This window comes from Marinobacter sp. H13 (assembly GCF_059072335.1).
The window spans coordinates 670,231-693,043 of the sequence record NZ_JCACRU010000001.1 but is presented as its reverse complement, the minus strand read 5'-3'; the positions used below and the strand labels follow the sequence as shown (position 1 = coordinate 693,043).

Here is a 22,813-nt window from a genome sequence, read left to right as displayed (position 1 = left end):
TCAGACTCCCAGGAATCCGTACCAGAACGCCTGAATCTCACTGCCAAACCACAGACAAATCAACCCCGCCGTCGCGAGGTAGGGCCCAAACGGAATCGGAACTTCCCGCCCAAGCTTCTTGAACACCATCAGGCTGATACCCACAACGGCACCTACAACCGAGGAAAGCAGAATCACCGCTGGCAACAACTGCCACCCCAGCCAGGCGCCGAGCGCGGCCAGCAATTTGAAGTCACCATGCCCCATGCCTTCCTTGCCGGTAACCAGCTTGAACAGCCAATAAACCGACCAAAGCGAGAGATACCCTGCCACCGCACCCCAAAAGGCACTGTTGAAGTCCGTAAGCACACCAAAATAATTCAGCACCAGGCCCAACCACATCAGGGGCAGGGTAATGCTGTCTGGCAGAAGCTGGGTGTCGAAATCAATAACCGTCAGCGCCACCAGAGACCAAACAAGCAGAAGCGCCCAAAGCGCCGACTCGTTCGGCCCGATGACAGCAATGGTCACCACCGAGAAAATCGCGGTGACTGCCTCAATAATCGGATAGCGGGGCGAGATAGGGGCTTTGCAAGAAGCGCATTTGCCCCGAAGAACCAGCCAGCTCACCACCGGAATATTCTCCCAGGCCCGAATGCCATGGCCGCAGGAAGGGCAGGTGGAAGCCGGCTTGGACAAGGTAATCCGTTCCTCCGCCTTTCGCTGCTTTTCAGGCAGCTCCAGGAATTCCTCGCACTGGCAACGCCAGTCCTGATGCATCATTTTCGGCAGCCTGAGAATCAGAACATTCAGGAAGCTGCCGATGCAGAGGGATATAAGGATGACAGTGAGATAAAGAAGCCACGGAGTGGCGAGAAAGGTTTCGAGACTCAACATCAAATTGCTCAGTTATCGGCAGTTAAGCCCCTCTCCCCGAGCGGGAGAGGGGGTGGGGGAGAGGGGGGAGAGGTTTAACCAACAACCTGACCCATCTGGAAGATCGGCAAATACATGGCGATGATCAGGCCACCAACCAGAACGCCCAGAACCGCCATGATCATTGGTTCCATCAAGGCTGTGAGGTTATCAACCATATCGTCAACCACCGCCTCGTAATGCTCAGCAACCTTAGCCAGCATTTCATCGAGGTTACCCGATTCTTCGCCGATCGCCGTGAGCTGGACGGCCATCACAGGAAAGACATCCTGTTGGCGCATGGATGCCTGCAGTTGGGTGCCGCTGGATACATCGTTTTTGATTCGGTCGATGGCGTCGCGATATACCGCGTTGCCGGTTGCACCAGCAACCGAATCAAGTGCATCTACCAACGGAACGCCTGCAGCAAAGGTGGTTGAAAGTACGCGGCCGAATTTTGCGACTGCAGATTTGTCTAGAATCTCGCCTACAACGGGCAGTTTCAGGACGTATTTATCGACCAAATCTGAGAATTTCTGTGAGCGTTTCTTGGCCTCTTTGAAGAGAAAAATGGTGCCCACAATGGCCAGTAAGACCACAAACCACCAGCTTTGCAGCCATTCAGATAGCTCTACAACAAATTGGGTGAAAACAGGGAGCTCTGCCCCAAACCCCTGGAACAGACTTTCAAACTGAGGCACAACTTTCACGAGAAGAATGGCTGTGACTACAATTGCGACAATAATAACGGCAATTGGGTAAGTCATTGCTTTCTTGACTTTTTTCTTAAGAAGTTCCGTTTTCTCCAGGTAGGTGGCAATTCTGTCAAGCATTTGCTCTAGAGCACCAGCTTTTTCACCCGAGTCTACGAGGTTGCAATATAGGTTATCGAAATGCTTTGGATGCTTACGCAAAGCGCCAGCGAAGCTAGTGCCGGACGAAATGTCGTTTCGAATCGACATTACCAGCTCCTGAAGGCCCTTATTTTCCAAACCATCAGCAACAATGTCGAAGCTTTGAACAAGAGGAACCCCAGCCTTCATCATGGTCGCCAACTGTCGAGTGAGCATGGCGATATCAAAAGGCGTAATTTTTTTACTGCCACCAAATAGAGGCTTGGGCTTTTTCTTCACCTTGTCCGGAATAATGCCCTGTTTACGTAGCTGTGCCTTGACCAGAGCCAGGTTAGAGCCTGTGAGCTCGCCCTTGGACTTATTGCCCTTCCGGTCTTTCCCTTCCCAAACGTACGATTCTAGCTTCTGTGCTTTCTCTGCCATGCTTAATCCTTCGTCACGCGGTTGGCTTCCTCAAGACTGGTCACGCCTTCCATCACCTTCAAGAGTGCTGACTGGCGCAAATTACGGAAGCCCTCGGCCTGAGCCTGTTTTGCAATTTTGATGGAGCTGGCTTCTTCCATAATCATGTTGGCCAGCTCGTTGGTAATCTTGACCACCTCGTAAATCCCGACGCGGCCTTTATATCCTCCATTGCATCTATCACAGCCTTTGGGGCGGTACAACGTGAAGCCTGTATCAATTTGTTCCTGTGTGAACCCTTCCTCTACCAACACCTCTTTTGGCACATCAAAGGCCTGTTTGCATGAACTACAAAGCCGCCGGCCAAGACGCTGGGCAATAATCAGGCTCACTGAGGTAGCGATATTGAAGGCGGGCACGCCCATGTTCATCATCCGCGTGAGAGTCTCTGCGGCACTATTAGTGTGGAGAGTAGATAGAACCAAGTGCCCGGTCTGTGCCGCTTTGATAGCGATGTTGGCTGTTTCCAGATCCCGAATCTCACCAACCATGATTACATCGGGATCCTGACGCAGGAACGCTCGCAAGGCTTCGGCAAAGCCTAGCCCTACACGGTTGTTTACGTTTACCTGGTTAATGCCTTCAAGGTTGATTTCTGCCGGATCTTCTGCAGTGGAAATGTTGATATCCGGGGTGTTCAGAATATTCAGGCCTGTATAAAGAGAAACCGTTTTACCGGAGCCGGTAGGGCCGGTAACAAGAATCATGCCCTGTGGCTGTTTCAGGGCATCCATATACATCTCTTTCTGGTCTGCCTCATAACCGAGCACATCAATGCCCAGCTTTGCCTGACTGGGATCGAGAATCCGAAGAACAATCTTCTCCCCCCAAAGCGTTGGCAGGGTATTCACCCGGAAATCTATAGCCTTGGTCTTGGACAGTTTCATCTTGATCCGGCCATCCTGGGGTACTCGTCGCTCGGAAATATCCAGTTGGGCCATGATCTTCACCCGGGCAGAAATCTTCGGGGCCAGTTTGATTGACGGGCGGGAGACTTCTTTCAAGATTCCGTCTGTACGGTACCGAACCCGATAGACCTTCTCATAGGGCTCGAAGTGAATATCCGAGGCCCCTCCGCGAATCGCATCGAGCAGCATCTTGTTGACGTACTTTACAATAGGAGCGTCGTCCACCTCGCTGGCAACAACAGCGCCATCGTCTTCTTGCTCGCCACCTTCAGTTTCAACCCCTTCAAGATCGGAGTCATCCAGATCACCCATGGAGGTATCTTGAGACTCCAGATACTTGTCGATGGCTTCCCGCAGCTTGGCATCGTCGACCAATATAGCATCGGTGCTGAGGCCCGTGTTGAACTTGATTTCGTCTAAGGCTTGGATGTTGGTCGGGTCTGATACGGCAATAAAGAGACGGTTCCCTCTCTTATACAACGGCAAGGCGTTGTGCTTGCGCACCAGCTTCTCGTCAACCACCTTCTCCGGCATCATTTCTAAGAGAAACGCAGATAGATCCAAAACCGATACCCCGAACTCCATAGCGGCGGAGAACGCGAGCCTCGAGCTATCGGCCAGGTTATTCTGGGTGAGGTAAGTAATTAGAGGAATCCGGTTTTGAGAAGCTTGCACGAAGGCATCTTTTGCCGTTGCCTCATCCAGCAGTCCGTCATCCACGAAGCGCCTCGCAAGGCCCGTAAGCGTGATATTGCTTTTATTGGTAGACATAAATTAAGTAAGAAACGCAGCCTAAGTTACTGAAACCGGTGTTTTGTCAATTTGAGTGAGTTTAGATGGACAGCCTCAGTTTGGAAAGGATTGTGCGCATTCTGCGACGTATACCGTAGTCAGAAGAAAGCTTTCTTCTGAACCCATGTTCAAAAATACGCTTAGCTGAAACCCAGATCTGACCAAATTTGTCACCAACTGACGCCGGCGAGCATTCGACCTTATAAGCGGAGAGATACGGGACTTAGTCATCAAGCCCATTAACTAACTGTTTATATTTGATAAATTTTCTTTTTTTTCAGACAGGAGAACCTGGCACGGCCAATGCATTGTTCTTGGCAGGCTCAAAACTCCGGTCACGGGGTACGACTCCACCGGGCCCGGGCCAGTTAGACTTGTTAACCGATGAACTCAGAGGTCGATCATGAAGAATATGCAAATTAACCATACTCAGAAGGGTTTCACCCTTATCGAACTGATGATCGTTGTTGCGATTATCGGTATCTTGGCAGCGATCGCTATTCCGCAGTACCAAGATTATACTGCGCGCTCTCAAGTTAGCCGGGTAGTAGGGGAGGTCTCTGCCGTCCGCACAGCAGTCGAGGAACTTGTAAACCGTGGCGGCGTGACACTTTCAACTACGGCGAGTGATGCTGGATACATTGGTTACAACGCGGCCGCTTCAGACTTGGTTTCGGCCTTTGGGATCACCGGTACTCCGCCCAATGTAGTTCTGACTGCTACCATGGGTGATGCGGGTGCGGCCGTAAGTTCTGCCGAAGTAATTTGGGAGCGTGACAACAACGGTGCGTGGAGCTGCCGTATTGAAGGTGTAACCGACGGACAGGGTGGCTGGAAAAACAGCTATGCTCCGAACGGATGTCAGCCTTCTAACTAATGATTAGAAGCTAGCAGCAGTTTTTACAAAAGGGGCCTGAGGCCCCTTTTTGTTTGTTACGACACCTGTAATTGTCTTGGGGTGCAGAGCGATGAGAAAAAAGGTTAGGAGCTTCTCTGCCAAAACTGTTTTGGCGGTCACGCTGATATTCTTCAGCTTTTCTATGTTTTCTGACCTAATGCCTAATATATTTCGTGGCTATGACTCGCAGCGTTTTTTTGTTCTCGGGTTATGGAGTGCAACAATAGTCTATTTTCTGACTCGCTGGGCATTTTTGGGAACAATACCTGAGCTTATACGTATTTATTTTTTTCCAGTAGTTTTTCCGCTTTTATTCATACTTCTGGCTGCTCTTCCTCCCCACCCTGTCCCCCATATATGGGTCGAGCCGTTGCAATATGCATTATTCTTAACCGCAGTTGTTATTTGGGCTTCCGCCTACAAAAATTTGGGAGGCTGGGACACAGCTAAAGAATTAATTCTGGGCTTATTATTTATTGCGTCTCTTTACGCGTTGATGAATATAAATATATATATTTTTGCTGCTCTGGATGGTTTCTCAAAAATAACAGATGTTATCCCTTTTGGTTTTGAGAATATGAGGCTATGGAGCCAGATCGCAACATTTATCTTGCCACTATTTGCCTTGGCTGGAGTGTTGTCGCAGAGGTTCTCATCCAGTTTGCCGTTGAGTTTTCTGATGATCGGCGCCGGGCTTTGGTGGTGGATCGCTTTACTTACAACCTCTAGAGGGACTATTTTCAGTGTAGTTGTCGCCACCCTGTTTGTTTCCGTCATGTTCAGAAAATATGCTTTCAGAGTTATTAAAATGCTGTTAATACAAGCGTTTCTGGGCCTCTTTTTCTGGATTCTGCTTTCCCTTTATCTACCTGGTCTCTGGTCGGAAAACGATATCCAGAGAGGGTTGAGCTTTTCTGACTCAGGGCGATTCGCTCTGTGGGCGGAAGCGATACAAATGAGCCTTGTGGATTTTCCACTCGGAATGGGCCCGATGTCTTGGGTGTTTCATCAGCCATTAACCGCGGGCTACGAGCGCTTTGGTTCGATTGGTTCTCCACATAACATGTATTTGTTGTGGGCTGCTGAGTATGGTTGGCTATTTCTAGCGATTCTGATTGGGTCGACCTTGCTAACATTAATGCGGTTGAGGTCGGCTTTTCCAAGGATAAGAGATTTTTCAGAGTCTGAACAAAAGCATCTGCTGGCTGGCCTTTCTTTATCAGGAGCGGCAGGTATAACCGATGCTAATTTTTCTGGTGTTTTCATATCGCCTTCATCACTTTTTTTGGCTTTTTTTGTTTTTTCTCAGGTTCTTGGGATTTTGTCTTGCTATGCAGCTGAAGCGGATGGAAAGATAGAGAAAGCAACTAGCAAAAATTCTCGTTGTCCTCTCTTTATAAGATTGAGCGTTTTTATTTTGGTTGGCCTAGCTCTTTGTTTTTATTGGTTCGGTCTCATTGAATTTTTCGATGCAATGTCGCTTGATGCCGAAACTTTTCGTGAACAAGAGCGAAGTCCGTTTGCTGCGAGATTTTGGCTGCATGGCCTGTTTCCGAGATCGCCATGATCATGTTCCGTTGGTGTGAATTTTGCAAATTGTTATTCATTAGGGTCTTTGTTGAGTAAACAGATGAAAAATGAAGAAATCGGATTCACCTTAATTGACCTCATGATCGTTGTTGCGATTGTCGGGATATTGTCGGCGCTAGCGTTCCCTGTTTACCAGAAGTATGTTATTGAATCACAAATGAAAAGAGCAGTTTCCGAGCTAAGCTATTATCGGGCCAACTTTGAAGAGGCGGTTTCTCGCCCATCAACCTTAGATAATCGCTCTTTGGGTTACACGCCTTCAACTTTGACCACGGGAAGTTTGTCTGAAAATATTGCTACTATTAATGGTGACGGTTCTGGTCAATTAGAAGTGACCCTCGGGGGCGATGTTCATCCGATTTTGTCAGGTGTGATTGTGAGGCATTCGAGAACACCGCTTGGCGAGTGGCGGTGTATCCTTTCCAATACTCCGGTTGACGCGTGGAGATCTAGTTACGTCCCCGACGGATGTGTTGTCGAATAGACGCATACGTATGTGTTGGTTAAACCTCCACCTCCTCAAACAACTCCGGCACCTCAACATCCCAGCCAAACTTATCTCGAATCCTCTTACGCATTACGTCACTAGCAACCATCTCCCCGTGAGTGACGTACACTTTCTCAGGCTTGAGTGAACCCTGTTCCAGCCAGGCCAAAATCTCGTTGTAATCCCCATGCGCAGAAAGCGAATCCAGATTATGAATTTCGGCCTTAACCGGCCAATGCTCGCCATGAATCTTCACCGATTCCGCGCCATTCACCAATGCATCCCCACGAGTACCTGGAGCTTGGAAGCCCGCAAAAACAATGCTGTTTCGAGGATTCGGTAGAAGTGTTTTCAGGTGGTGTAGCACCCGTCCACCACTGGCCATCCCGCTAGCAGAAATAATCACGCAGGGGTAGCGCACCGCGTCCAGCTCAATCGACTCTTCCACCTTTCGAACAAACGTGGTTTTCTCATCAATCAGTTCGCACTGAGCCGCGTTAAGCTTATGTTCCTTGTGGTGCTTGCAGAAGATCTCCGTAGCCTTGATGGCCATCGGGCTGTTCAGGAACACGGGAAGCTTGGGAATCTTCCCGTCGCCCATAATCTTGTGAATTACATAAAGCAGCATCTGTGCCCGGCCAACGGCAAAAGCGGGTAAAAGCACAATGCCTCCGCGACCCGCGGTTTTAGTAATGATGTCTGCCAATTCCGCTTCCGGGTCCGTCTCGCCATGAGCGCGATCCCCGTAGGTTGATTCGCACACCAGCACGTCGGCTTTCTGCAGCGGCTCCGGCGGCCGCATGATGATGTCGTTTTGTCGCCCCACGTCACCGCTGAACACAACCGTTCTGTCTGCGCCCTGGTGATGAACGTGCACACAGGATGACCCCAGAATATGCCCGGCCGGGGTAAAGGTTACCTGGAACCCTTTCACCGGCTCGAACGTCTCGTGGTAGTGCAGGGACTCAAAATGTTTTAGAGCTTCCCAGGCGTCTTTCTCGGTGAACAGCGGCTCCGGCATCTCGTGCTTCGAGAACTTCTTGCGGAAGGCGTATTTCGCATCCTCTTCTTGCAGAAAGCCGGCATCCGGCAGCAGTACCTTGCACAGTTCATGGGTGGCTTTGGTGCAGTAAACCTTGCCTTTGAAGCCGTTTTTCACCAGGGCGGGTAAATAGCCGGAATGGTCAATATGGGCGTGGGTAAGCACCACCGCATCAATAGTGGATGGATCCACCGGGAACTTCGCCCAGTTGCGCCGGCGCAGGGTTTTGACGCCCTGGTACATGCCACAGTCCACCAGTACACGGTGCCTATCATCCGAGAGCAGGTAGCGGGAGCCGGTGACTGTGCCTGTGCCGCCAAGGAAGCGAAGTTTCATAGAGGCGTCCTTCTGGTTCTTTGTTAAGGGAGTGTTACTATTACCCATCATAGTTCATAACGTTTTGATCTGAAGCAGGAAGCGAATCGCATGCATTACAGCTCCATCCTCCCGGATGTCATCAAGGTAGCAGACGAGGCCAGCGAGAAAGTGCTTCATATTTACCAGTCAGACTTCAAGGTGAGCTACAAGGCGGATGATTCGCCCATCACGGCTGCAGATACCGCTGCCCATGACATCATCGTCCACGGTCTGCGCAGAATAAGTCGCGACATCCCTATACTTTCCGAGGAAGGTAAAGACATTCCCTGGGAAGAGCGCAAGCACTGGCGCCGATTCTGGCTGGTGGATCCCGTCGACGGTACCAAGGACTTTACGCAGCGCACCGGGGAGTTCACTGTCAACATCGCCATGATTGAGGACGGTGAGCCCGTTATGGGTGTGGTCATGGCTCCGGCTTTGAAAGAAGCCTACTGGGGTGTGGTCGGTGAGGGCGCCCATATGCGCGATCGCACAGGCAAAGTTCACCGGATTAGGGTGGCGGAGCCCAAAAACGTAAAGCGTGTTGTGGCCAGCAAGAATCACCTTAACCCGGAGACCAGAGCGTTTATCGATAAGCTCGGTGAGCACGAACTCGTGCAGGCTGGCAGCTCGTTAAAGTTTTGCCGTATTGCCGAGGGGCACGCTGATATATACCCACGTATGGGGCCAACCTGCGAGTGGGATACAGGCGCCGCGCAGGCGGTGCTGGTGGCGGCCGGTGGGAAAGTTCAAACGGTGGATGGCAAGCCTTTGAAATATGGTAAACAAGATGTGTTAAATCCTTATTTCATTGCGGCGGGAAGCTGGTACATTCCCCAGCCATGACATGGTATGCACTTCAGCACAAGCCGGCGCAGGGTGACCGTGCCCTGCAACATCTTCAAAATCAAGACATTGTCTGTTTCTACCCGAAAATTACGGTGGAGAAAATCAAAGCCGGCAAGCGCACCAAAAGGCTTGAGCCGCTCTTTCCCGGCTATCTGTTCGTGAATCTGGAACAAACCGATCCTATGTGGGCAAAGCTGCGCTCCACTCGTGGTGTGCTGCGAATTGTGAGTTTTGCCAACAAGCCCGCCGCCATCAGTGATGAGGTTATCCAGCACATCAAGGACAGCCTGGATTCGGTGGCAGAGCAGGGCGGTATCAAGCCCGGTCAGGCCGTTCACTTGAGTGAGGGGCCGTTCGAGGGCATTCATGCTATCTTCCAGGCCTATGATGGAGAGGCGCGGGCTATCGTGCTGATTAACTTCATGCAGAAGCAGCAGAGGGTGAAAGTTCCGGTATCTGCGCTGAAAACCTGAGCAGTTTCCGCTTGAAACATCTACCGAAATCCCATGCCAGGCTTCAGGCTCTGGCTGTTTTAGGCGAAATGCCTGCATAATAATAAAAAAGGACGGCCACCTATGGAAGATAAGCAGCGTTCAGTTCAATCCTCTTATGACCACGAGATCAGCCTCGTTGACCTGGCTTCCACCTTCTTAAAGCGACGTCGAATATTCTACCTCGTATTTCTCGTATCTCTGGCGGCGGGCGTTCTATACGCCATGCTCTTGCCGGAAAAATATGATTATGTCAGCTTGTTCAGGCTGGCCGAGAAAGAGTCCGGAAATTTTATTGAGAAGCCGGCCATAGTGATCGCAACGCTGGAGAATCGTTGGCTTCCGGACATTGAGGCCCTTCACCAGGCGGAACAGGACCAGTCCATTCCGTTTGAGGTTCGCTTCTCGAACCCGGAGAACACCGGGCTTATCCGGATTGTCTCCGAAGGCACACCCGCCCAGGAGGAGGGCATCAAGCGAGTTCATCGCCAGCTCATTGAGAAATTGCAACAAACGCAATCCGTAACCGTCTCCAGGCTGCAAGAGAACCTTGAAAGGCAAATCGAATCGCTCACTTCCACCATTGGCAAGTTGGAGGGTTCTTGGGATGCCGGAGCCGCACTTGCCGATACGGTTGAAAAGCGCCTTTCCCTGGAGGCGGTCCTCAGTTCCATCCAACCGGCGGAACAACTGCTGCTCAATCGTCAGAGCGCGGAGCGAAAAGGCCCCGCACGGAGCCTGATTGTGGTGTTGGCTGCCATGCTGGGTTTGATGACCGGCATTCTTCTTTCGTTTTTCGCGGAGTTTGTAAGTTTGGTTAGAGCAAACCTGAGCGAAATGTAGACGGAAAAATTGAGATTCTGAACCTTTAACAATTCTTTACCCCCGTAACCTCCTGATAACGCATGTGTCAGACTTTTTGTCACTTGCGTGTCATAGACATTGCTGTAAAATCGGCACGCTTCTGAAACAGTACATTCACCTACCGACAAGGATACAGTTGGGAGTCAGTTGTCCCCTTCCTTTTGCCTGTTTCCTGTCGTTTTCAAATAATCCAACTTTATGACCTTAAAACACTGGGCCCTGGTCGGTGGGGCGGTAGCGTGTCTGACAAGTGTTTCTCTCCCCGCGGCCCCCTGGCTTGAGCCGGGCGATTCGCGGGCGAGATTTGCGGCCCAGAAGCTGGCTGACCGTGGCCATATGGATCGCACCATAAGCACTTGGCCGATAATGTGGAGTGCGGTCGACAGTGGCCTGGAGGACAGCGTCAGCGCTGACCAGGCTTCCGTGGGCTCCGCTGCTGCCTACCTGCGCTTCGAAAAGGAACAGCAGGCTCAGCAGGGTTTCCGGGGCGAGTACAGCCTCTATGGCAGCAGCGAGATACCCGGAGTTCGCGGTTTTGATCAGAATCCACTTGCGAAAGCTGGCACGGCTATCAACCTCCAGTGGCAAGGCGAAGTATGGGCCCTGGGGCTCAAGCCTTCATACGCCCATGAAACCGATGACGACGAAGAGCTTCGCTTGGATGGTAGCTACCTGGCTGCGGCTGCAGGTAACTGGGTGTTGGGCGCTGGGGCCATTGATCGGTGGTGGGGACCCGGCTGGCAGTCCAGCCTTATTCTCTCCAACAACGCCCGCCCCATGCCGGCGCTTTGGATTAATCGGAACAATACCCACGCTTTTGAAACCCCTTGGTTAAGCTGGATCGGCCCCTGGCAGTTCACAGCGCTTGCCGGCCAATATGAGAGTGACCGTGCGGTACCCGATGCCAAACTGATCGGCATGCGCTTCACGTTCCGCCCGATCGATGGCCTGGATATTGGTCTCTCACGGGCCATCATGTTCGGTGGAGAAGGGCGGCCTGAGGGCGCGTCGACCATATGGAACGCGCTGATCGGACGCGATAACGGCCAGCTCGAGGAAAACGACCCGGGCAACCAGCTCGCCAGCATTGATGCCCGCTATGGATTCTCAATTGGTCAGCAGTCTATGGGCTTATACGCCCAGATGATGGGCGAAGACGAAGCGGGCGCCTTTCCAGCCCGTAAGTCCTGGCTTTTGGGCGCGGACTGGACGACGCAGTTATTCAAAGCTGACCAGCAGTGGTTTGTTGAGTACACAAACACCCTGGCGGACGACTTCCTGGGCGATGCCATGCCCAACATCACCTACGACCACTCCCGCTACCGCTCTGGCTATCGCTATTACGGCCGCAGTATGGGGGCAAGTTTTGATGGTGACGCAGAAGCGGTAACCCTGGGTGCATTCAACTTTTTCGATAGTGGTGCCAACCTTGCTGCCAAAGTGACGTTCGCCCGGCTAAACAAGGATGGCGTAAGCCGCGCAGTTGTGACTGATAGCGACATTTTCTATGCCGTGCCCGAGAGTGACCAGGATGTTGCCATTCTTGATCTTGGATACGGCAATCGTTTTTTGAATGGCTGGCTTGACCTGGGCCTCCAGGCTACTGACAAGAAAATCCAGTACCTGGGCGGCGAAAAAGACCAATGGTCTTTGGAAGCCACCTGGACCTACCGTTTCTAAACTTTACCGAACCAAACCGCCGGATCTATAACTGTGAAGCTTAAGAATCTATTGCTCCCGCTGGCTCTGCTGTTGCCAATGGCGGCCGCCGCCCAATCCATCAGCCCGTCTCAGATTGAGCAGTTCAAAAACTTGCCAAGGGCCCAGCAAGAAGCCCTGGCTCGGCAGTACGGCATAGACCTGGATAATATTCAGGGTCGCCGCCAGAGCCAGCAACGCCCTGAAAATATTGATGTTGTCGAGCCTGAACAAAATGATGCGAGTGACAATCAACGGCGGATGCAAAAAGAGCAGGAACAGCAGCAGAAAGAGGAAGAGCTGGCCCGAAAAAATGGGGGGCTTAAACCCTTCGGGTACGATCTCTTTGCGGGTAGCCCAACAACCTTTGCTCCGGTAACGGAAATTCCCGTTCCCAACGATTACACACTCGGCCCTGGCGACGTGCTCCGCATTCAGTTGTGGGGTAAAGAAAATCAGCAGCTTGAACTGCCAGTCAGTCGTGATGGCTCAATCAGCTTTCCCAACTCCGGCCCTCTCAGCGTTGCAGGCCTGAGCTTTGATGAAGCGCGCCAACAGATCCGCAAACGGGTCTCCGAACAATACATCGGCGTGGAAGCCGGTGTTTCCCTTGGCGAACTGCGTAGCATGCGGGTATTTGTGCTGGGCGAGGCCCGCAATCCCGGTTCCTACACGGTAAGCTCGCTTTCCACCATCACCAATGCATTGTATGTGTCAGGCGGTGTAAAACAGTCCGGATCCCTGCGCGCTGTGCAGCACAAGCGCAATGGCAAGCTCATCGGCATCCTGGATCTGTATGACCTGCTTCTCAATGGCGACAGCTCTGGTGACCACCGCCTCCAGCCAGGGGATGTTGTTTTCATTCCGCCAGTCGGCGAGCGCGCGGGCATTGATGGTGAAGTGTACCGACCCGCTCTCTACGAGTTGGAAGACGAAACCAGCCTCAAGGAGCTGGTGCGCCTGGCCGGGGGGCTTACCCCCCAGGCTTATCCGGAACGAGTAAAAATTGAGCGCACCAATGAAGACTTCCTGAGAATCATCGCAGAAGCGGATTACACGGAGCAGAAGGGCCAGAGTGCTCGGGTGCTGCCAGGGGATCGCATCACCATTGCTTCCATTGCCGACATCACCGGCCAGTATATCGAAGTTCGTGGGGCCGCCACGCGACCGGGGCGCTACGCCTTCGTGCCCGGCATGAGGGTGTCATCTGTCCTCAAAAATCTCCGAAACGACCTTTTGCCTGCGGCAGATCGAGATGTAGCGCTTCTCGTAAGAAAGTCCACGGATGATCACCTGAGCACCGTGGTGATTGATCTGCGAGATGCCCTTCGCAGCCCCGGTAGTGAAGCCGATCTGATCCTTGAGGAACGCGACCAATTACTCGTGTTCTCTGATCTGGAGAAAACAGAACTCGATGAAAGGGCCCTTAGATACGCCGAATACCAGGATCTTCAGGAGCGCCTGGAGAAAGGCGAGCGAATTTCGAAGCCGTCCGAGCAACAGTTGGCCAATCTGCGTCCCCAACAGCGGGAGGAGCTCCAGCAGAACTATGAAGAGCGCCGTTGGCTTGCCATGCTGGAGCGAGAGCAACTAACTGAAAGTGAACAGGACGGGCTGCGGCAGCTGCAGGATGCAAAGCGGGAGAAGCTACTGCCAGGTTTGGTGAAGCAGCTTCGCATCCAGGCAACGCCCCTCGAGCCTGCCTCGTTTGTCACCATATCCGGCGAAGTACGCTATCCGGGAGAATATCCTATCCCCGAAAACGGCGGGCTTGCCGATGCAATTGCTCTCGCCGGAGGCCTGAAAGACTCAGCTTCGCTCCTTTCGGCGGAACTGGCTAGATCGGAGCTTGCAGAAGAGGGCGACCGCAGAGTGATCACCCGCCAGATTGCATTGGCGGATGTAATGGCAGGGGAAACGCGGCAAGCACTTCAAAGCCGTGATTCTATCCTGATTCAGCCTACTCCGGATTTTGACAAACAATTCCGAATCACCCTTTCTGGTGAGGTACGCTATCCGGGAGAGTACACCTTTGGTGAAGGGGAGACTCTGAGGGACGTCATTCTCCGCGCGGGCGGCTTGACTGAGAACGCATTCCCGAGAGGAGCCGTGTTCACCCGCCAGAAGCTTCGCCGGTTGGAGGCCCAGCGCCTGCGAGAGGCCGAAGAACGCTTGCAGGGTGACCTCCTGGGTGTCCAGCTCCAGGGCGACACCTTCGGCGGGCAGAACGCTCAGCGGGTGCAGCAGGTTCAGGGCTTGTTGGAAGAGGTTCAGAACAGTCGTCCTGTGGGCCGCATGGTTATCGACCTTGCCGCAGTTATGAAGGATGAAGGCTATCAGAACATCCGCCTTCAGGATGGCGATTCCTTGAGTGTTCCGAATATACCGCAGTCAGTTTCAGTGTTCGGAGAAGTCCAGTTCCCGACCAGTCACCTTCATCAGCCCGGTCTCACCGTTGATGACTACCTTGAGCGCTCTGGCGGCCCAACCCGCCAGGCCGATGACAGCAGAGTTTACGTTGTGAAGGCAGACGGCTCTGTGATGCTGCCAGAGAAAAGTAGATGGTTCGGTGGACGTAGCCAGCAACTGGAGCCGGGAGACACTATCATAATGCCGATTGACGTGGACCGTCTGAACAAGCTGGAGTTGTGGACAAACGTAAGCCAAATCGTATATCAGATGGCCCTTGGTGCAGCAGCTGTGGGGAACCTGTGATGAGCAAGCATGAGGTGCCGGTTCAGCCGGCAATGGCGCAGCCCTACTATCCGGGTGATGAGATCGACCTGCGGGAACTCTTTGTCACACTCTGGCGGGGCAAGTGGATCATACTTTTCTCCACCATTGCTTTTGCTGCTGCAGGCGTTTTATTTGCCCTCAGTAAACCTAATATCTATCAGGCCAGCGTTTTACTAGCACCAACCCAGGACGAGGGCGGTATTGGTGGATTAAGTGGCCAGTTGGGTGGCCTGGCCAGTCTGGCCGGTATCAATCTGGGTGGCGGCGGTGCTAATAAAACCGTGATGGCCAAACAGGTATTGCAATCCCACGCCTTTCTTTCCGATTTCATTCATCGCCATAACCTGAGTGTGCCGCTAATGGCGACCGAAGGCTGGAACACGGAAAACCAGGAATGGGTGATCAACCGGGAAGTCTATAATCCGCAGACCAATGAATGGCTTCAGGATGAGGACGGCAAAAGTTATAAACCGACGGATTGGGACTTGGTGAAGAAGTTCAGAGAGAGCCACCTCAGCATTTCTGAAGATCAAGAAACCGGCATGGTGACTCTGAGTGTGAAAAGTCAATCACCGCCAATGGCGAAAGAGTTGGCGGCAAAGCTGGCACACGACATTAACGAGCACATGCGCCAGCAGGATATAAACGATGCTGAGGCCCGAATTGCTTATCTGGAGGAGAAACTCAGCGAAACTAACATAGCTGGCATGCAGCAAGTTTTTTATCAACTGGTTGAAAGCGAAACGCGCACCGTTATGTTGGCTAATGCCCAGAGTGAGTACATATTTAAAACAGTTGACCCTGCGGTTGTGCCTCAGGAGAAGAGCGAGCCTAAGCGGGCTATTATAGCTATCGTTTCCACAATGTTGGGAGGCATGCTGGGTATTTTCCTTTGGTTCATTATTGTTTTCATTCGGAACAGTAAGAAGTCAATGGACTGAGAGATCCACACAAAGTGTTCGCATGCTAGTGGCTTAGGTCCCCCCGTTCCCACTTTCCAATTCACCAATTGATATCGTTAATCAAAATGCAAAAAGATCAGCTCACCATCGCCGTTATAGGTCTTGGCTACGTAGGCCTGCCTTTAGCCGTAGAATTCGGAAAAAAACGCAACGTCATTGGGTTCGATATCAACCAGAGCCGAATTGACGAACTCCACGCCGGACACGATTCCACTCTTGAAGTTGAAGACGAACTGTTGTCTGAGGCAAGAAGCCTTAGCTTTACCACGAAAGTCGCAGATTTGGTCGCCGCGAACGTGTATATCGTTACGGTTCCTACTCCGATTACAGAGCACAAAACACCGGACCTCACGCCCCTGGTTAAAGCCAGTGAAACCATTGGCAAGACACTCAAAAACGGCGATGTAGTTGTTTATGAATCGACCGTATATTCCGGGGCTACGGAAGAAGATTGCGTGCCTGTTCTGGAAAGAGTTTCTGGCCTGAAATTCAATCAGGATTTTTATGTTGGTTACAGCCCTGAGCGAATCAACCCAGGCGACAAAGACCACCGGGTTACAAGCATAAAAAAAGTAACTTCGGGCTCTACGCCTGAAATCGCCGAACTGGTAGATAACCTTTACAACGAAATCATCACGGCCGGTACTCACAAAGCCAGCAGCATCAGAGTGGCTGAAGCTGCCAAGGTTATCGAGAACACACAGCGCGACCTGAATATTGCCCTCATCAATGAGCTGGCGGTTATCTTCAATCGGATGGGCATTGATACTGAAGCAGTGCTGGAAGCGGCTGGTACTAAGTGGAACTTTCTTCCATTTCGCCCGGGACTTGTCGGCGGGCACTGCATCGGAGTGGATCCGTACTACTTGACCCATAAAGCCCAGGCTATTGGCTACCACCCTGAGATAATCCTCGCAGGTCGGCGATTGAATGACAGCATGGGTGAGTACGTAGTGTCTCAGTTGGTCAAAGGAATGCTCAAAAAACGTATTCACGTTGAGGGCGCACGGGTTCTCGTTATGGGGCTGACTTTCAAGGAAAACTGCCCTGATTTACGAAACACCCGGGTTATCGATATTGTGAGGGAGCTAAAGGAATACAACACTCAGGTAGACGTGTTTGACCCTTGGGTTTCGAAAGAAGAGGCCAAGCATGAATACGATATTGTGCCAGTAAGCGAACTGGAAAGCGGCGTTTACGATGCGATTATTATTGCCGTCGGCCACCAACAGTTCGCAGCGATGGGCATGGGGAAAATCCGCAAATTGTGTAAACAAGACGACCACCTTGTTTACGACCTGAAGTATTTGTTCCCTGCCGATCAGACGGATCTACGCCTTTGAGCACTTTTCAACAATGAACGCACATCATCAAATGGAGTAATTAAAGCGTGAGCAAAAAGTTTGCCCTGATCGGCGCCGCCGGTTACATCGCCCCTCGCCACATGAAAGCCATCAAGGAGACCGGTAATGAACTGGTAGCTGCGCTGGACAAAAATGATTCAGTGGGCATTATTGATAGCTTCTTCCCCGATGCCGACTTTTTCACCGAATTCGAGCGCTTCGATCGTCATATCGATAAGCTCAGGAGAGTAAACGGCGGCCGCGCAGTGGACTATGTAGGCATCTGTTCGCCGAACTACCTCCACGACTCCCACATGCGTTTTGCGCTGCGCTCGGGCGCTGATGCCATTTGCGAAAAGCCATTGGTGCTGAACCCCTGGAACATTGATGGCCTTCAAGAAATCGAACGGGATACAGGCCAGAAGGTAAACACGATCCTCCAGCTTCGCCTGCACCCCTCCATTATCGCGTTGCGGGAAAAAGTGCAGAATGAGCAGAAAGCCACCAAGCATGAAGTAGACCTAACCTATATCACGTCCCGTGGTCACTGGTACCTGCAGTCCTGGAAAGGCGACGAACACAAATCAGGTGGTATTGCTACCAACATCGGCGTTCATTTTTATGACATGCTGCACTTTATCTTTGGCGAGCTGCAGGAAAACGTGGTCCATCACAGCGATGACACCATGGCCGCCGGCTACCTCGAATACGAAAAAGCCCGAGTGCGATGGTTCCTGTCCGTGGATTATAAATATGTACCGGAAAGCGCCAAGGCGGATGGCCAGCGCACCTACCGCTCAATAACCGTGGATGGTGAGGAAATCGAATTCTCTGGTGGCTTCACAGACCTCCATACTCGCAGCTATGAAGAAATTCTCAAAGGCAATGGGTTCGGTCTGGAAGAAAACCGCGTGGCAATCGAGACCGTTGCCACCATCAGAAATGCAAGCCCTGCGGGGCTCACTGGTAACTACCATCCTTTCCTTAAGAACTGAGAGTGAGCGATGTGAACAAAGGGGCCTGCCCCCATGAGGTCAGACCCCATTTTAACCAAACAAAGGTAAGAGCTATGTTGGCAACCGTCCACCCCAGCGCCATAGTAGATGAAGGGGCCCAAATCGGCGAAGGCTCCCGAGTCTGGCATTTCGTCCACGTATGCGGTGGTGCCAGAGTTGGCAAAAACGTCTCCATGGGCCAGAACGTATTCGTCGGCAACAAGGTCACTATCGGCGACAACTGTAAAATCCAGAACAACGTCTCCGTCTATGACAACGTCCATCTTGAAGAAGGCGTGTTCTGTGGCCCAAGCATGGTCTTCACCAACGTATACAATCCCCGCTCCCTGATCGAACGCAAGAGCGAATACAGGGATACACTGGTGAAAAAGGGGGCAACATTAGGTGCCAACTGCACCATCGTATGCGGCGTGACCGTTGGCGAATACGCCTTTGTTGGCGCGGGCGCGGTTATTAACAAAGATGTCCCGGCCTACGCGCTCATGGTTGGTGTTCCCGCGAGACAGATAGGTTGGATGAGTGAGTTCGGCGAACAACTGGACTTACCGGTGAAAGGGGAGGGTGAGACCACTTGTCCCCATACTGGCAGCCGTTACGTGCTGAAAGACAACCAATTGATCAAACACTGAGAGCCATCTCTCTGATAATGGATAAAGCAGAAAGGTATTTGCCAAATGCAATTCGTAGACCTGGCCGCCCAACAAGCCCGCATCAAAGACCAGATAGACCAGAATATCCAGAGAGTGCTCGCCCATGGCAAATACATTCTGGGCCCCGAGATTGCTGAACTGGAGGAGAAGCTCGCTGCCTACTGCGGAGCCAAGCACTGTATCTCGGTTGCAAATGGAACAGATGCGCTTCAAATTGCCCAGATGGCATTGGGGGTGGGCCCCGGCGACGAAGTGATTGTGCCGGGTTTTAGCTACATCGCCACGGCGGAGACGCCAGCCGTGCTGGGGGCAAAGCCGGTTTACGTGGACATCGATCCGAAAACCTACAACCTGAATCCTGAAAAGCTTGACGCAGCTATTACTCCCCGGACCAAAGCCATTATTCCGGTGTCGCTGTATGGCCAGTGCGCAGATTTCGATGCCATCAACGCCATTGCCGAGAAGCACGGAATCCCCGTCATCGAAGACGGGGCGCAAAGCTTTGGCGCCAACTACAAGGGTAAAAAGTCCTGCAATCTGACCACCATCGGGTGCACCAGCTTCTTCCCGAGCAAACCACTGGGCTGCTATGGCGATGGTGGTGCTATCTTCACGAACGACGACGAGCTGGCCATTATACTGCGGCAGATTGCCCGCCATGGTCAGGATCGGCGTTATCATCATATCCGCGTAGGGGTAAACAGCCGGTTGGACACTGTGCAGGCAGCCATTCTGTTGCCGAAGTTGGGCTTGCTTGAAGAGGAAATTCAGCTGCGTAACCAGGTTGCTGAAAATTATGCACGCTTACTTAATGACGCTGGGATCGATACAGCGCCCTTTGTCGAAGCGCATAATGTATCAGCCTGGGCGCAGTACACTATTCGCGTAAACAATCGTGAGGCCGTTCAGAAGAAGCTTAACGAGGCGGGCGTTCCAACGGCGGTGCATTATCCGATTCCGTTGAATAAGCAGCCGGCTGTTGCAGACCCTGCTGCTGATCTACCTGCAGGGGACGAGGCTGCCAGGGTTGTTATGTCGTTGCCTATGCATCCTTACATGTCTGAGGGTGATCAGACGCGTGTGGTTGAAGCATTGGGCGGGCTTTGATCCCCCATGCATATTCTTTTTTTTCCATCTTGGTACCCCGATTATCCCGCAGATGTCAAAGGCGTGTTTTTCAGAGACCAGGCATTTGCTCTCCTGAAATACGGACACCAGGTAGGGGTGATTGCTCCAAAGCTCAAATCCTTGCGAACGCTGGTGAATCGCGGAGGGGCACCATTTACACCCTCTTATGAGTTGGACGAAGGTATTCCAACCTATCGACGGGACGTGCTTGCGGCCTTGCCGCGTGTGCCATTTGGTAATTACTGGCTTTTCAGCAAAGCAGCACGATCGTTGTTCAAACAATATATCAAGTACCATGGAAAGCCGGATATCCTGCATGCCCACTCCGCGATATACAGTGGTGCGGCGGCGGCAGGTTTAGCCAGCGAATTCAGCATCCCGATGGTTTTAACCGAGCACAGTAGCGCTTTCGCCCGAAATCTTTATTCAGACTGGCAGCTGGAGTTAGCGAGAAGTGCCCTGTACGGCGCGCACAGGAGGATCGCTGTGAGCCCAGCGCTCGGACAGATTCTCGGTGATGCTTTCCCGCCAACCAGGAATCGTTGGCATTGGGTACCTAACGTCGTATCACACCGCTTCAAGGTCCCAAATAAAGTCATTGAAAAGAAAGACGCCATTCGATTCCTGAACCTTGCGCTGATGACAGAGAATAAGGGTCAGCTAGATCTCATTGAAGCCTTCAAAACCGTTGCAGATAGTAATCCCTCCGCCGAGCTTTGGTTTGGTGGTGACGGGCCAATTCGGCAAGCCTTGGAAAAGAGGGCCTCCGAGCTCGATATTGCCAATAACGTGCGTTTTCTAGGGATGGTTCCTCCTGCAGAGGTGCCTCAACTCCTTGAGCAAGTTGACATAATGGTGGTTTCCAGCCATTACGAAACATTTGGCGTCGTAGCGGCAGAGGCGTTGATGGCAGGTGTGCCCGTTATCGCGACGCGTTGTGGTGGCCCTGAGTGTATTGTTGAGCAGGGCGACGGTCTGCTCGTTCCCGTCAAAAACCCCAAAGCCCTTGGTTCTGCGATGAAGGCATTGTCGGACGATCTAGAGTCTTTCGACCCTGTCTCGATTGCTGCTCGAGCCCGAGCGCGCTTCTCAGGGGAAGCCATTGCTGGAAGGCTGACCAGAGAATACAAGGAGGCGATAGCCTCAAGTAAGAAAGAGCCCGAATGGGCATGAGTGCGTTGCTTTTAAAAGTCCGGCAACTCGCCTCCGGCTCGCCCATGAGACGAAACATAGGCATGACACTGGGGCGTCAGATTGCAGCAGCACTGATGCAGTTGCTGGTTGTGGTTATTATTGCCAGGCAACTCGGGCCGGAAGGGAATGGTTTCTACGCCATGGCGGTGCTGGTACCAACACTGCTCGCAAACTTTTTGAATCTCGGGATTGGTCCCGCGACCGTTTACCATCTCAGTCGCCGTGATTTTTCCGCTAACCAAGCCGTTCGAGGAAATATCCGGCTCGCCTTGGTTATTACCTTTGTTGGTTTGGTCGTATCTTTACCAGTACTCACTGCCTGGGGCGATACTCTGTTCCCAGGAATTCCGAAAGAACTCTTGTTTATCGGGTTAGCCTGTTTTCCAATCATGCTCTTACTGGCCTTCTTGGCTACAGTGTTACAGGGCATGGAGGATTTTCGGGCGTTTAATGCATCGGTACTACTCCCACCTTTGATAACGCTCACAGGGGTGACGGTTGCGTTGTATATATTTGATGCAGGCATCTACGGTGCACTAACTGCATTCATTTTGGGCCAATTGGCCGCACTCATCGCTGTCTCTCTGTTTCTGCGAACTCACGTGCCAGTGGATGAGGCGAAAGTGGCAGGCAAGCGGGCCGATAAAGCAAACAGCTACAATCAGCGGGTTTTGGATTATGGCTGGAAATCCCATCTTTCAAATGTGATAACGCTCATAAACTACCGGGCCGATATCTTCCTCGTAAACTTCTTTCTTACTCCTGCCGCCACGGGACTCTACGTGATAGCAGTGCAGATATCGGAGAAGCTCTGGATGCCATCCCAGGCTGTCAGCACGGTGTTGTTTCCCAGGCTTTCGGCGATGAAAGATAAGCCGCTGGAGCGCCTGAAACTTACGAGAAAGGGCTTTGTTCTGGTGGCACTGATAACCGCGTTTATCAGTGGAATTGCCGCATTGGCACTCTATTGGCTTATCGGTCCAATTTTTGGCGACGATTACCGCGAGGCGTTGCCCGCATTCCTGTGGTTGATTCCGGGCGTAGTCCTCTGGGCGGGTGCGCGGGTTCAGGCAAACTGCATCGCCGCAGCCGGTAAGCCGGAATGGAATATGTACGTTTCACTGGGTGTTTTAACTATTAATGTCGGTGGAAACATAATGTTGATACCAGAGTATGGAATCGTAGGAGCAGCTTGGGCGACCAGTTTTGCCTATGTTTTTGATGCGATATCAAAATATTTTCTAATCGAGCGTAATTCAAAAATGCATGAAGCTTTATAGAAGTATTTTAGGAAAGTTGATCCTTAACAACTAGTTAGCTTATTTGTATATTTAAAAGTATTTTTATTCAGGAAAGTTGATGTTAAGTTTTCGTGTAAATTCAGCTTTTTATTTTATTTATTTTTTTCTCGTTCTCGCTATATTTTTAAGCTCTATAAACATAGTTCCGGGTATGGTCTCCTGGGTCTCGAACAAGTTAATTTATGCTTTTGTTTTGTGTCTTTTGTTTATTTGTATATTTTTTCATCGTATACAGTTTTCGAGATTGCAGATTTTCATACTTGGAATAATGATTTTTTATTTTATATTCCTGGCTTT

19 protein-coding genes are annotated in these 22,813 nt (G+C 51.7%); 15 read left to right on the top strand and 4 right to left on the bottom strand.

Features of this window, described 5'->3' with window-relative positions; translation table 11 throughout:
* The 3 genes from AC5JQH_RS03245 to pilB form a co-directional block, all read right to left on the bottom strand.
* Complete coding sequence (locus AC5JQH_RS03245; protein ID WP_493805296.1) at nucleotides 1–876, bottom strand: prepilin peptidase; 876 nt, start codon at nucleotides 874–876, stop codon at nucleotides 1–3.
* A gap of 74 nt (nucleotides 877–950) precedes the next feature.
* Nucleotides 951–2,171 carry a type II secretion system F family protein gene (locus tag AC5JQH_RS03240; protein ID WP_493805295.1) on the bottom strand — a complete coding sequence of 407 codons (1,221 nt, stop codon included), beginning with the start codon at nucleotides 2,169–2,171 and terminating at the stop codon, nucleotides 951–953.
* A gap of 2 nt (nucleotides 2,172–2,173) precedes the next feature.
* Nucleotides 2,174–3,889, bottom strand: a complete 1,716-nt coding sequence (pilB, locus tag AC5JQH_RS03235) for a type IV-A pilus assembly ATPase PilB (protein ID WP_493805294.1) — start codon at nucleotides 3,887–3,889, stop codon at nucleotides 2,174–2,176.
* Between the two features lie 424 nt (nucleotides 3,890–4,313).
* On the opposite strand from pilB, the gene AC5JQH_RS03230 reads away from it, so the two are divergent.
* The 3 genes from AC5JQH_RS03230 (at nucleotide 4,314) to AC5JQH_RS03220 (ending at nucleotide 6,882) form a co-directional block, all read left to right on the top strand.
* Entirely contained in the window at nucleotides 4,314–4,787 is a 474-nt protein-coding gene (locus AC5JQH_RS03230; protein WP_008170229.1) for a pilin, read from the top strand.
* A 91-nt stretch (nucleotides 4,788–4,878) separates the two neighbouring features.
* Nucleotides 4,879–6,375 carry an O-antigen ligase family protein gene (locus AC5JQH_RS03225; RefSeq protein ID WP_008170231.1) on the top strand — a complete coding sequence of 499 codons (1,497 nt, stop codon included), beginning with the start codon at nucleotides 4,879–4,881 and terminating at the stop codon, nucleotides 6,373–6,375.
* 63 nt (nucleotides 6,376–6,438) lie between these two features.
* Complete coding sequence (locus AC5JQH_RS03220; protein ID WP_039881810.1) at nucleotides 6,439–6,882, top strand: pilin; 444 nt, start codon at nucleotides 6,439–6,441, stop codon at nucleotides 6,880–6,882.
* 19 nt (nucleotides 6,883–6,901) lie between these two features.
* Here the strand turns inward: AC5JQH_RS03220 and AC5JQH_RS03215 are convergent, their stop codons facing one another.
* Nucleotides 6,902–8,263, bottom strand: a complete 1,362-nt coding sequence (locus AC5JQH_RS03215) for an MBL fold metallo-hydrolase (RefSeq protein WP_008170235.1) — start codon at nucleotides 8,261–8,263, stop codon at nucleotides 6,902–6,904.
* Between the two features lie 90 nt (nucleotides 8,264–8,353).
* On the opposite strand from AC5JQH_RS03215, the gene cysQ reads away from it, so the two are divergent.
* The 12 genes from cysQ to AC5JQH_RS03155 all read left to right on the top strand — a co-directional run bounded on the left by cysQ (nucleotide 8,354) and on the right by AC5JQH_RS03155 (nucleotide 22,495).
* Nucleotides 8,354–9,130: a 3'(2'),5'-bisphosphate nucleotidase CysQ gene (gene cysQ / locus AC5JQH_RS03210; RefSeq protein ID WP_008170237.1), complete on the top strand. Its 777-nt coding sequence runs from the start codon at nucleotides 8,354–8,356 to the stop codon at nucleotides 9,128–9,130.
* Nucleotides 9,127–9,606, top strand: coding sequence for a transcription/translation regulatory transformer protein RfaH (rfaH, locus tag AC5JQH_RS03205; protein WP_008170239.1), 480 nt, complete (start codon nucleotides 9,127–9,129; stop codon nucleotides 9,604–9,606). The genes cysQ and rfaH overlap by 4 nt, the downstream gene beginning before the upstream one ends.
* A gap of 102 nt (nucleotides 9,607–9,708) precedes the next feature.
* A complete protein-coding gene (locus AC5JQH_RS03200) occupies nucleotides 9,709–10,467 on the top strand; it encodes a Wzz/FepE/Etk N-terminal domain-containing protein (RefSeq protein WP_493805293.1) in 759 nt (252 codons plus the stop codon).
* Between the two features lie 387 nt (nucleotides 10,468–10,854).
* Nucleotides 10,855–12,168 carry a capsule assembly Wzi family protein gene (locus AC5JQH_RS03195; RefSeq protein WP_493805292.1) on the top strand — a complete coding sequence of 438 codons (1,314 nt, stop codon included), beginning with the start codon at nucleotides 10,855–10,857 and terminating at the stop codon, nucleotides 12,166–12,168.
* A gap of 33 nt (nucleotides 12,169–12,201) precedes the next feature.
* The gene (locus AC5JQH_RS03190) at nucleotides 12,202–14,901 is read left to right on the top strand and encodes an SLBB domain-containing protein (protein ID WP_493805291.1); all 2,700 of its coding nucleotides are present in this window, start codon (nucleotides 12,202–12,204) and stop codon (nucleotides 14,899–14,901) included.
* Nucleotides 14,901–15,863, top strand: a complete 963-nt coding sequence (locus AC5JQH_RS03185; RefSeq protein WP_493805290.1) for a Wzz/FepE/Etk N-terminal domain-containing protein — start codon at nucleotides 14,901–14,903, stop codon at nucleotides 15,861–15,863. Before AC5JQH_RS03190 ends, AC5JQH_RS03185 begins: the two co-directional genes overlap by 1 nt.
* Nucleotides 15,864–15,949: 86 nt before the next feature.
* Nucleotides 15,950–17,227: a Vi polysaccharide biosynthesis UDP-N-acetylglucosamine C-6 dehydrogenase TviB gene (tviB, locus tag AC5JQH_RS03180; protein ID WP_493805289.1), complete on the top strand. Its 1,278-nt coding sequence runs from the start codon at nucleotides 15,950–15,952 to the stop codon at nucleotides 17,225–17,227.
* Between the two features lie 47 nt (nucleotides 17,228–17,274).
* The gene (locus AC5JQH_RS03175; protein ID WP_493805288.1) at nucleotides 17,275–18,222 is read left to right on the top strand and encodes a Gfo/Idh/MocA family protein; all 948 of its coding nucleotides are present in this window, start codon (nucleotides 17,275–17,277) and stop codon (nucleotides 18,220–18,222) included.
* Between the two features lie 74 nt (nucleotides 18,223–18,296).
* A complete protein-coding gene (wbpD, locus tag AC5JQH_RS03170; RefSeq protein ID WP_493805287.1) occupies nucleotides 18,297–18,872 on the top strand; it encodes a UDP-2-acetamido-3-amino-2,3-dideoxy-D-glucuronate N-acetyltransferase in 576 nt (191 codons plus the stop codon).
* A 45-nt stretch (nucleotides 18,873–18,917) separates the two neighbouring features.
* The gene (locus AC5JQH_RS03165; RefSeq protein ID WP_493805286.1) at nucleotides 18,918–20,000 is read left to right on the top strand and encodes a DegT/DnrJ/EryC1/StrS family aminotransferase; all 1,083 of its coding nucleotides are present in this window, start codon (nucleotides 18,918–18,920) and stop codon (nucleotides 19,998–20,000) included.
* Between the two features lie 6 nt (nucleotides 20,001–20,006).
* Nucleotides 20,007–21,194: a glycosyltransferase gene (locus AC5JQH_RS03160; protein ID WP_493805285.1), complete on the top strand. Its 1,188-nt coding sequence runs from the start codon at nucleotides 20,007–20,009 to the stop codon at nucleotides 21,192–21,194.
* Nucleotides 21,185–22,495 carry a flippase gene (locus AC5JQH_RS03155; protein WP_493805284.1) on the top strand — a complete coding sequence of 437 codons (1,311 nt, stop codon included), beginning with the start codon at nucleotides 21,185–21,187 and terminating at the stop codon, nucleotides 22,493–22,495. The genes AC5JQH_RS03160 and AC5JQH_RS03155 overlap by 10 nt, the downstream gene beginning before the upstream one ends.
* Nucleotides 22,496–22,813 lie beyond the last annotated feature (318 nt).

Coding starts and splice junctions, on each gene's coding strand:
- pilB (WP_493805294.1), bottom strand. CDS start 3,889: ATGTCTACCAATAAAAGCAATATCACGCTTACGGGCCTTGCGAGGCGC.
- AC5JQH_RS03200 (WP_493805293.1), top strand. CDS start 9,709: ATGGAAGATAAGCAGCGTTCAGTTCAATCCTCTTATGACCACGAGATC.
- AC5JQH_RS03165 (WP_493805286.1), top strand. CDS start 18,918: ATGCAATTCGTAGACCTGGCCGCCCAACAAGCCCGCATCAAAGACCAG.
- AC5JQH_RS03160 (WP_493805285.1), top strand. CDS start 20,007: ATGCATATTCTTTTTTTTCCATCTTGGTACCCCGATTATCCCGCAGAT.
- AC5JQH_RS03215 (WP_008170235.1), bottom strand. CDS start 8,263: ATGAAACTTCGCTTCCTTGGCGGCACAGGCACAGTCACCGGCTCCCGC.
- AC5JQH_RS03240 (WP_493805295.1), bottom strand. CDS start 2,171: ATGGCAGAGAAAGCACAGAAGCTAGAATCGTACGTTTGGGAAGGGAAA.
- AC5JQH_RS03225 (WP_008170231.1), top strand. CDS start 4,879: ATGAGAAAAAAGGTTAGGAGCTTCTCTGCCAAAACTGTTTTGGCGGTC.
- cysQ (WP_008170237.1), top strand. CDS start 8,354: ATGCATTACAGCTCCATCCTCCCGGATGTCATCAAGGTAGCAGACGAG.
- AC5JQH_RS03220 (WP_039881810.1), top strand. CDS start 6,439: ATGAAAAATGAAGAAATCGGATTCACCTTAATTGACCTCATGATCGTT.
- AC5JQH_RS03230 (WP_008170229.1), top strand. CDS start 4,314: ATGAAGAATATGCAAATTAACCATACTCAGAAGGGTTTCACCCTTATC.
- rfaH (WP_008170239.1), top strand. CDS start 9,127: ATGACATGGTATGCACTTCAGCACAAGCCGGCGCAGGGTGACCGTGCC.
- AC5JQH_RS03195 (WP_493805292.1), top strand. CDS start 10,855: ATGTGGAGTGCGGTCGACAGTGGCCTGGAGGACAGCGTCAGCGCTGAC.
- tviB (WP_493805289.1), top strand. CDS start 15,950: ATGCAAAAAGATCAGCTCACCATCGCCGTTATAGGTCTTGGCTACGTA.
- AC5JQH_RS03155 (WP_493805284.1), top strand. CDS start 21,185: ATGGGCATGAGTGCGTTGCTTTTAAAAGTCCGGCAACTCGCCTCCGGC.
- AC5JQH_RS03185 (WP_493805290.1), top strand. CDS start 14,901: ATGAGCAAGCATGAGGTGCCGGTTCAGCCGGCAATGGCGCAGCCCTAC.
- wbpD (WP_493805287.1), top strand. CDS start 18,297: ATGTTGGCAACCGTCCACCCCAGCGCCATAGTAGATGAAGGGGCCCAA.
- AC5JQH_RS03245 (WP_493805296.1), bottom strand. CDS start 876: ATGTTGAGTCTCGAAACCTTTCTCGCCACTCCGTGGCTTCTTTATCTC.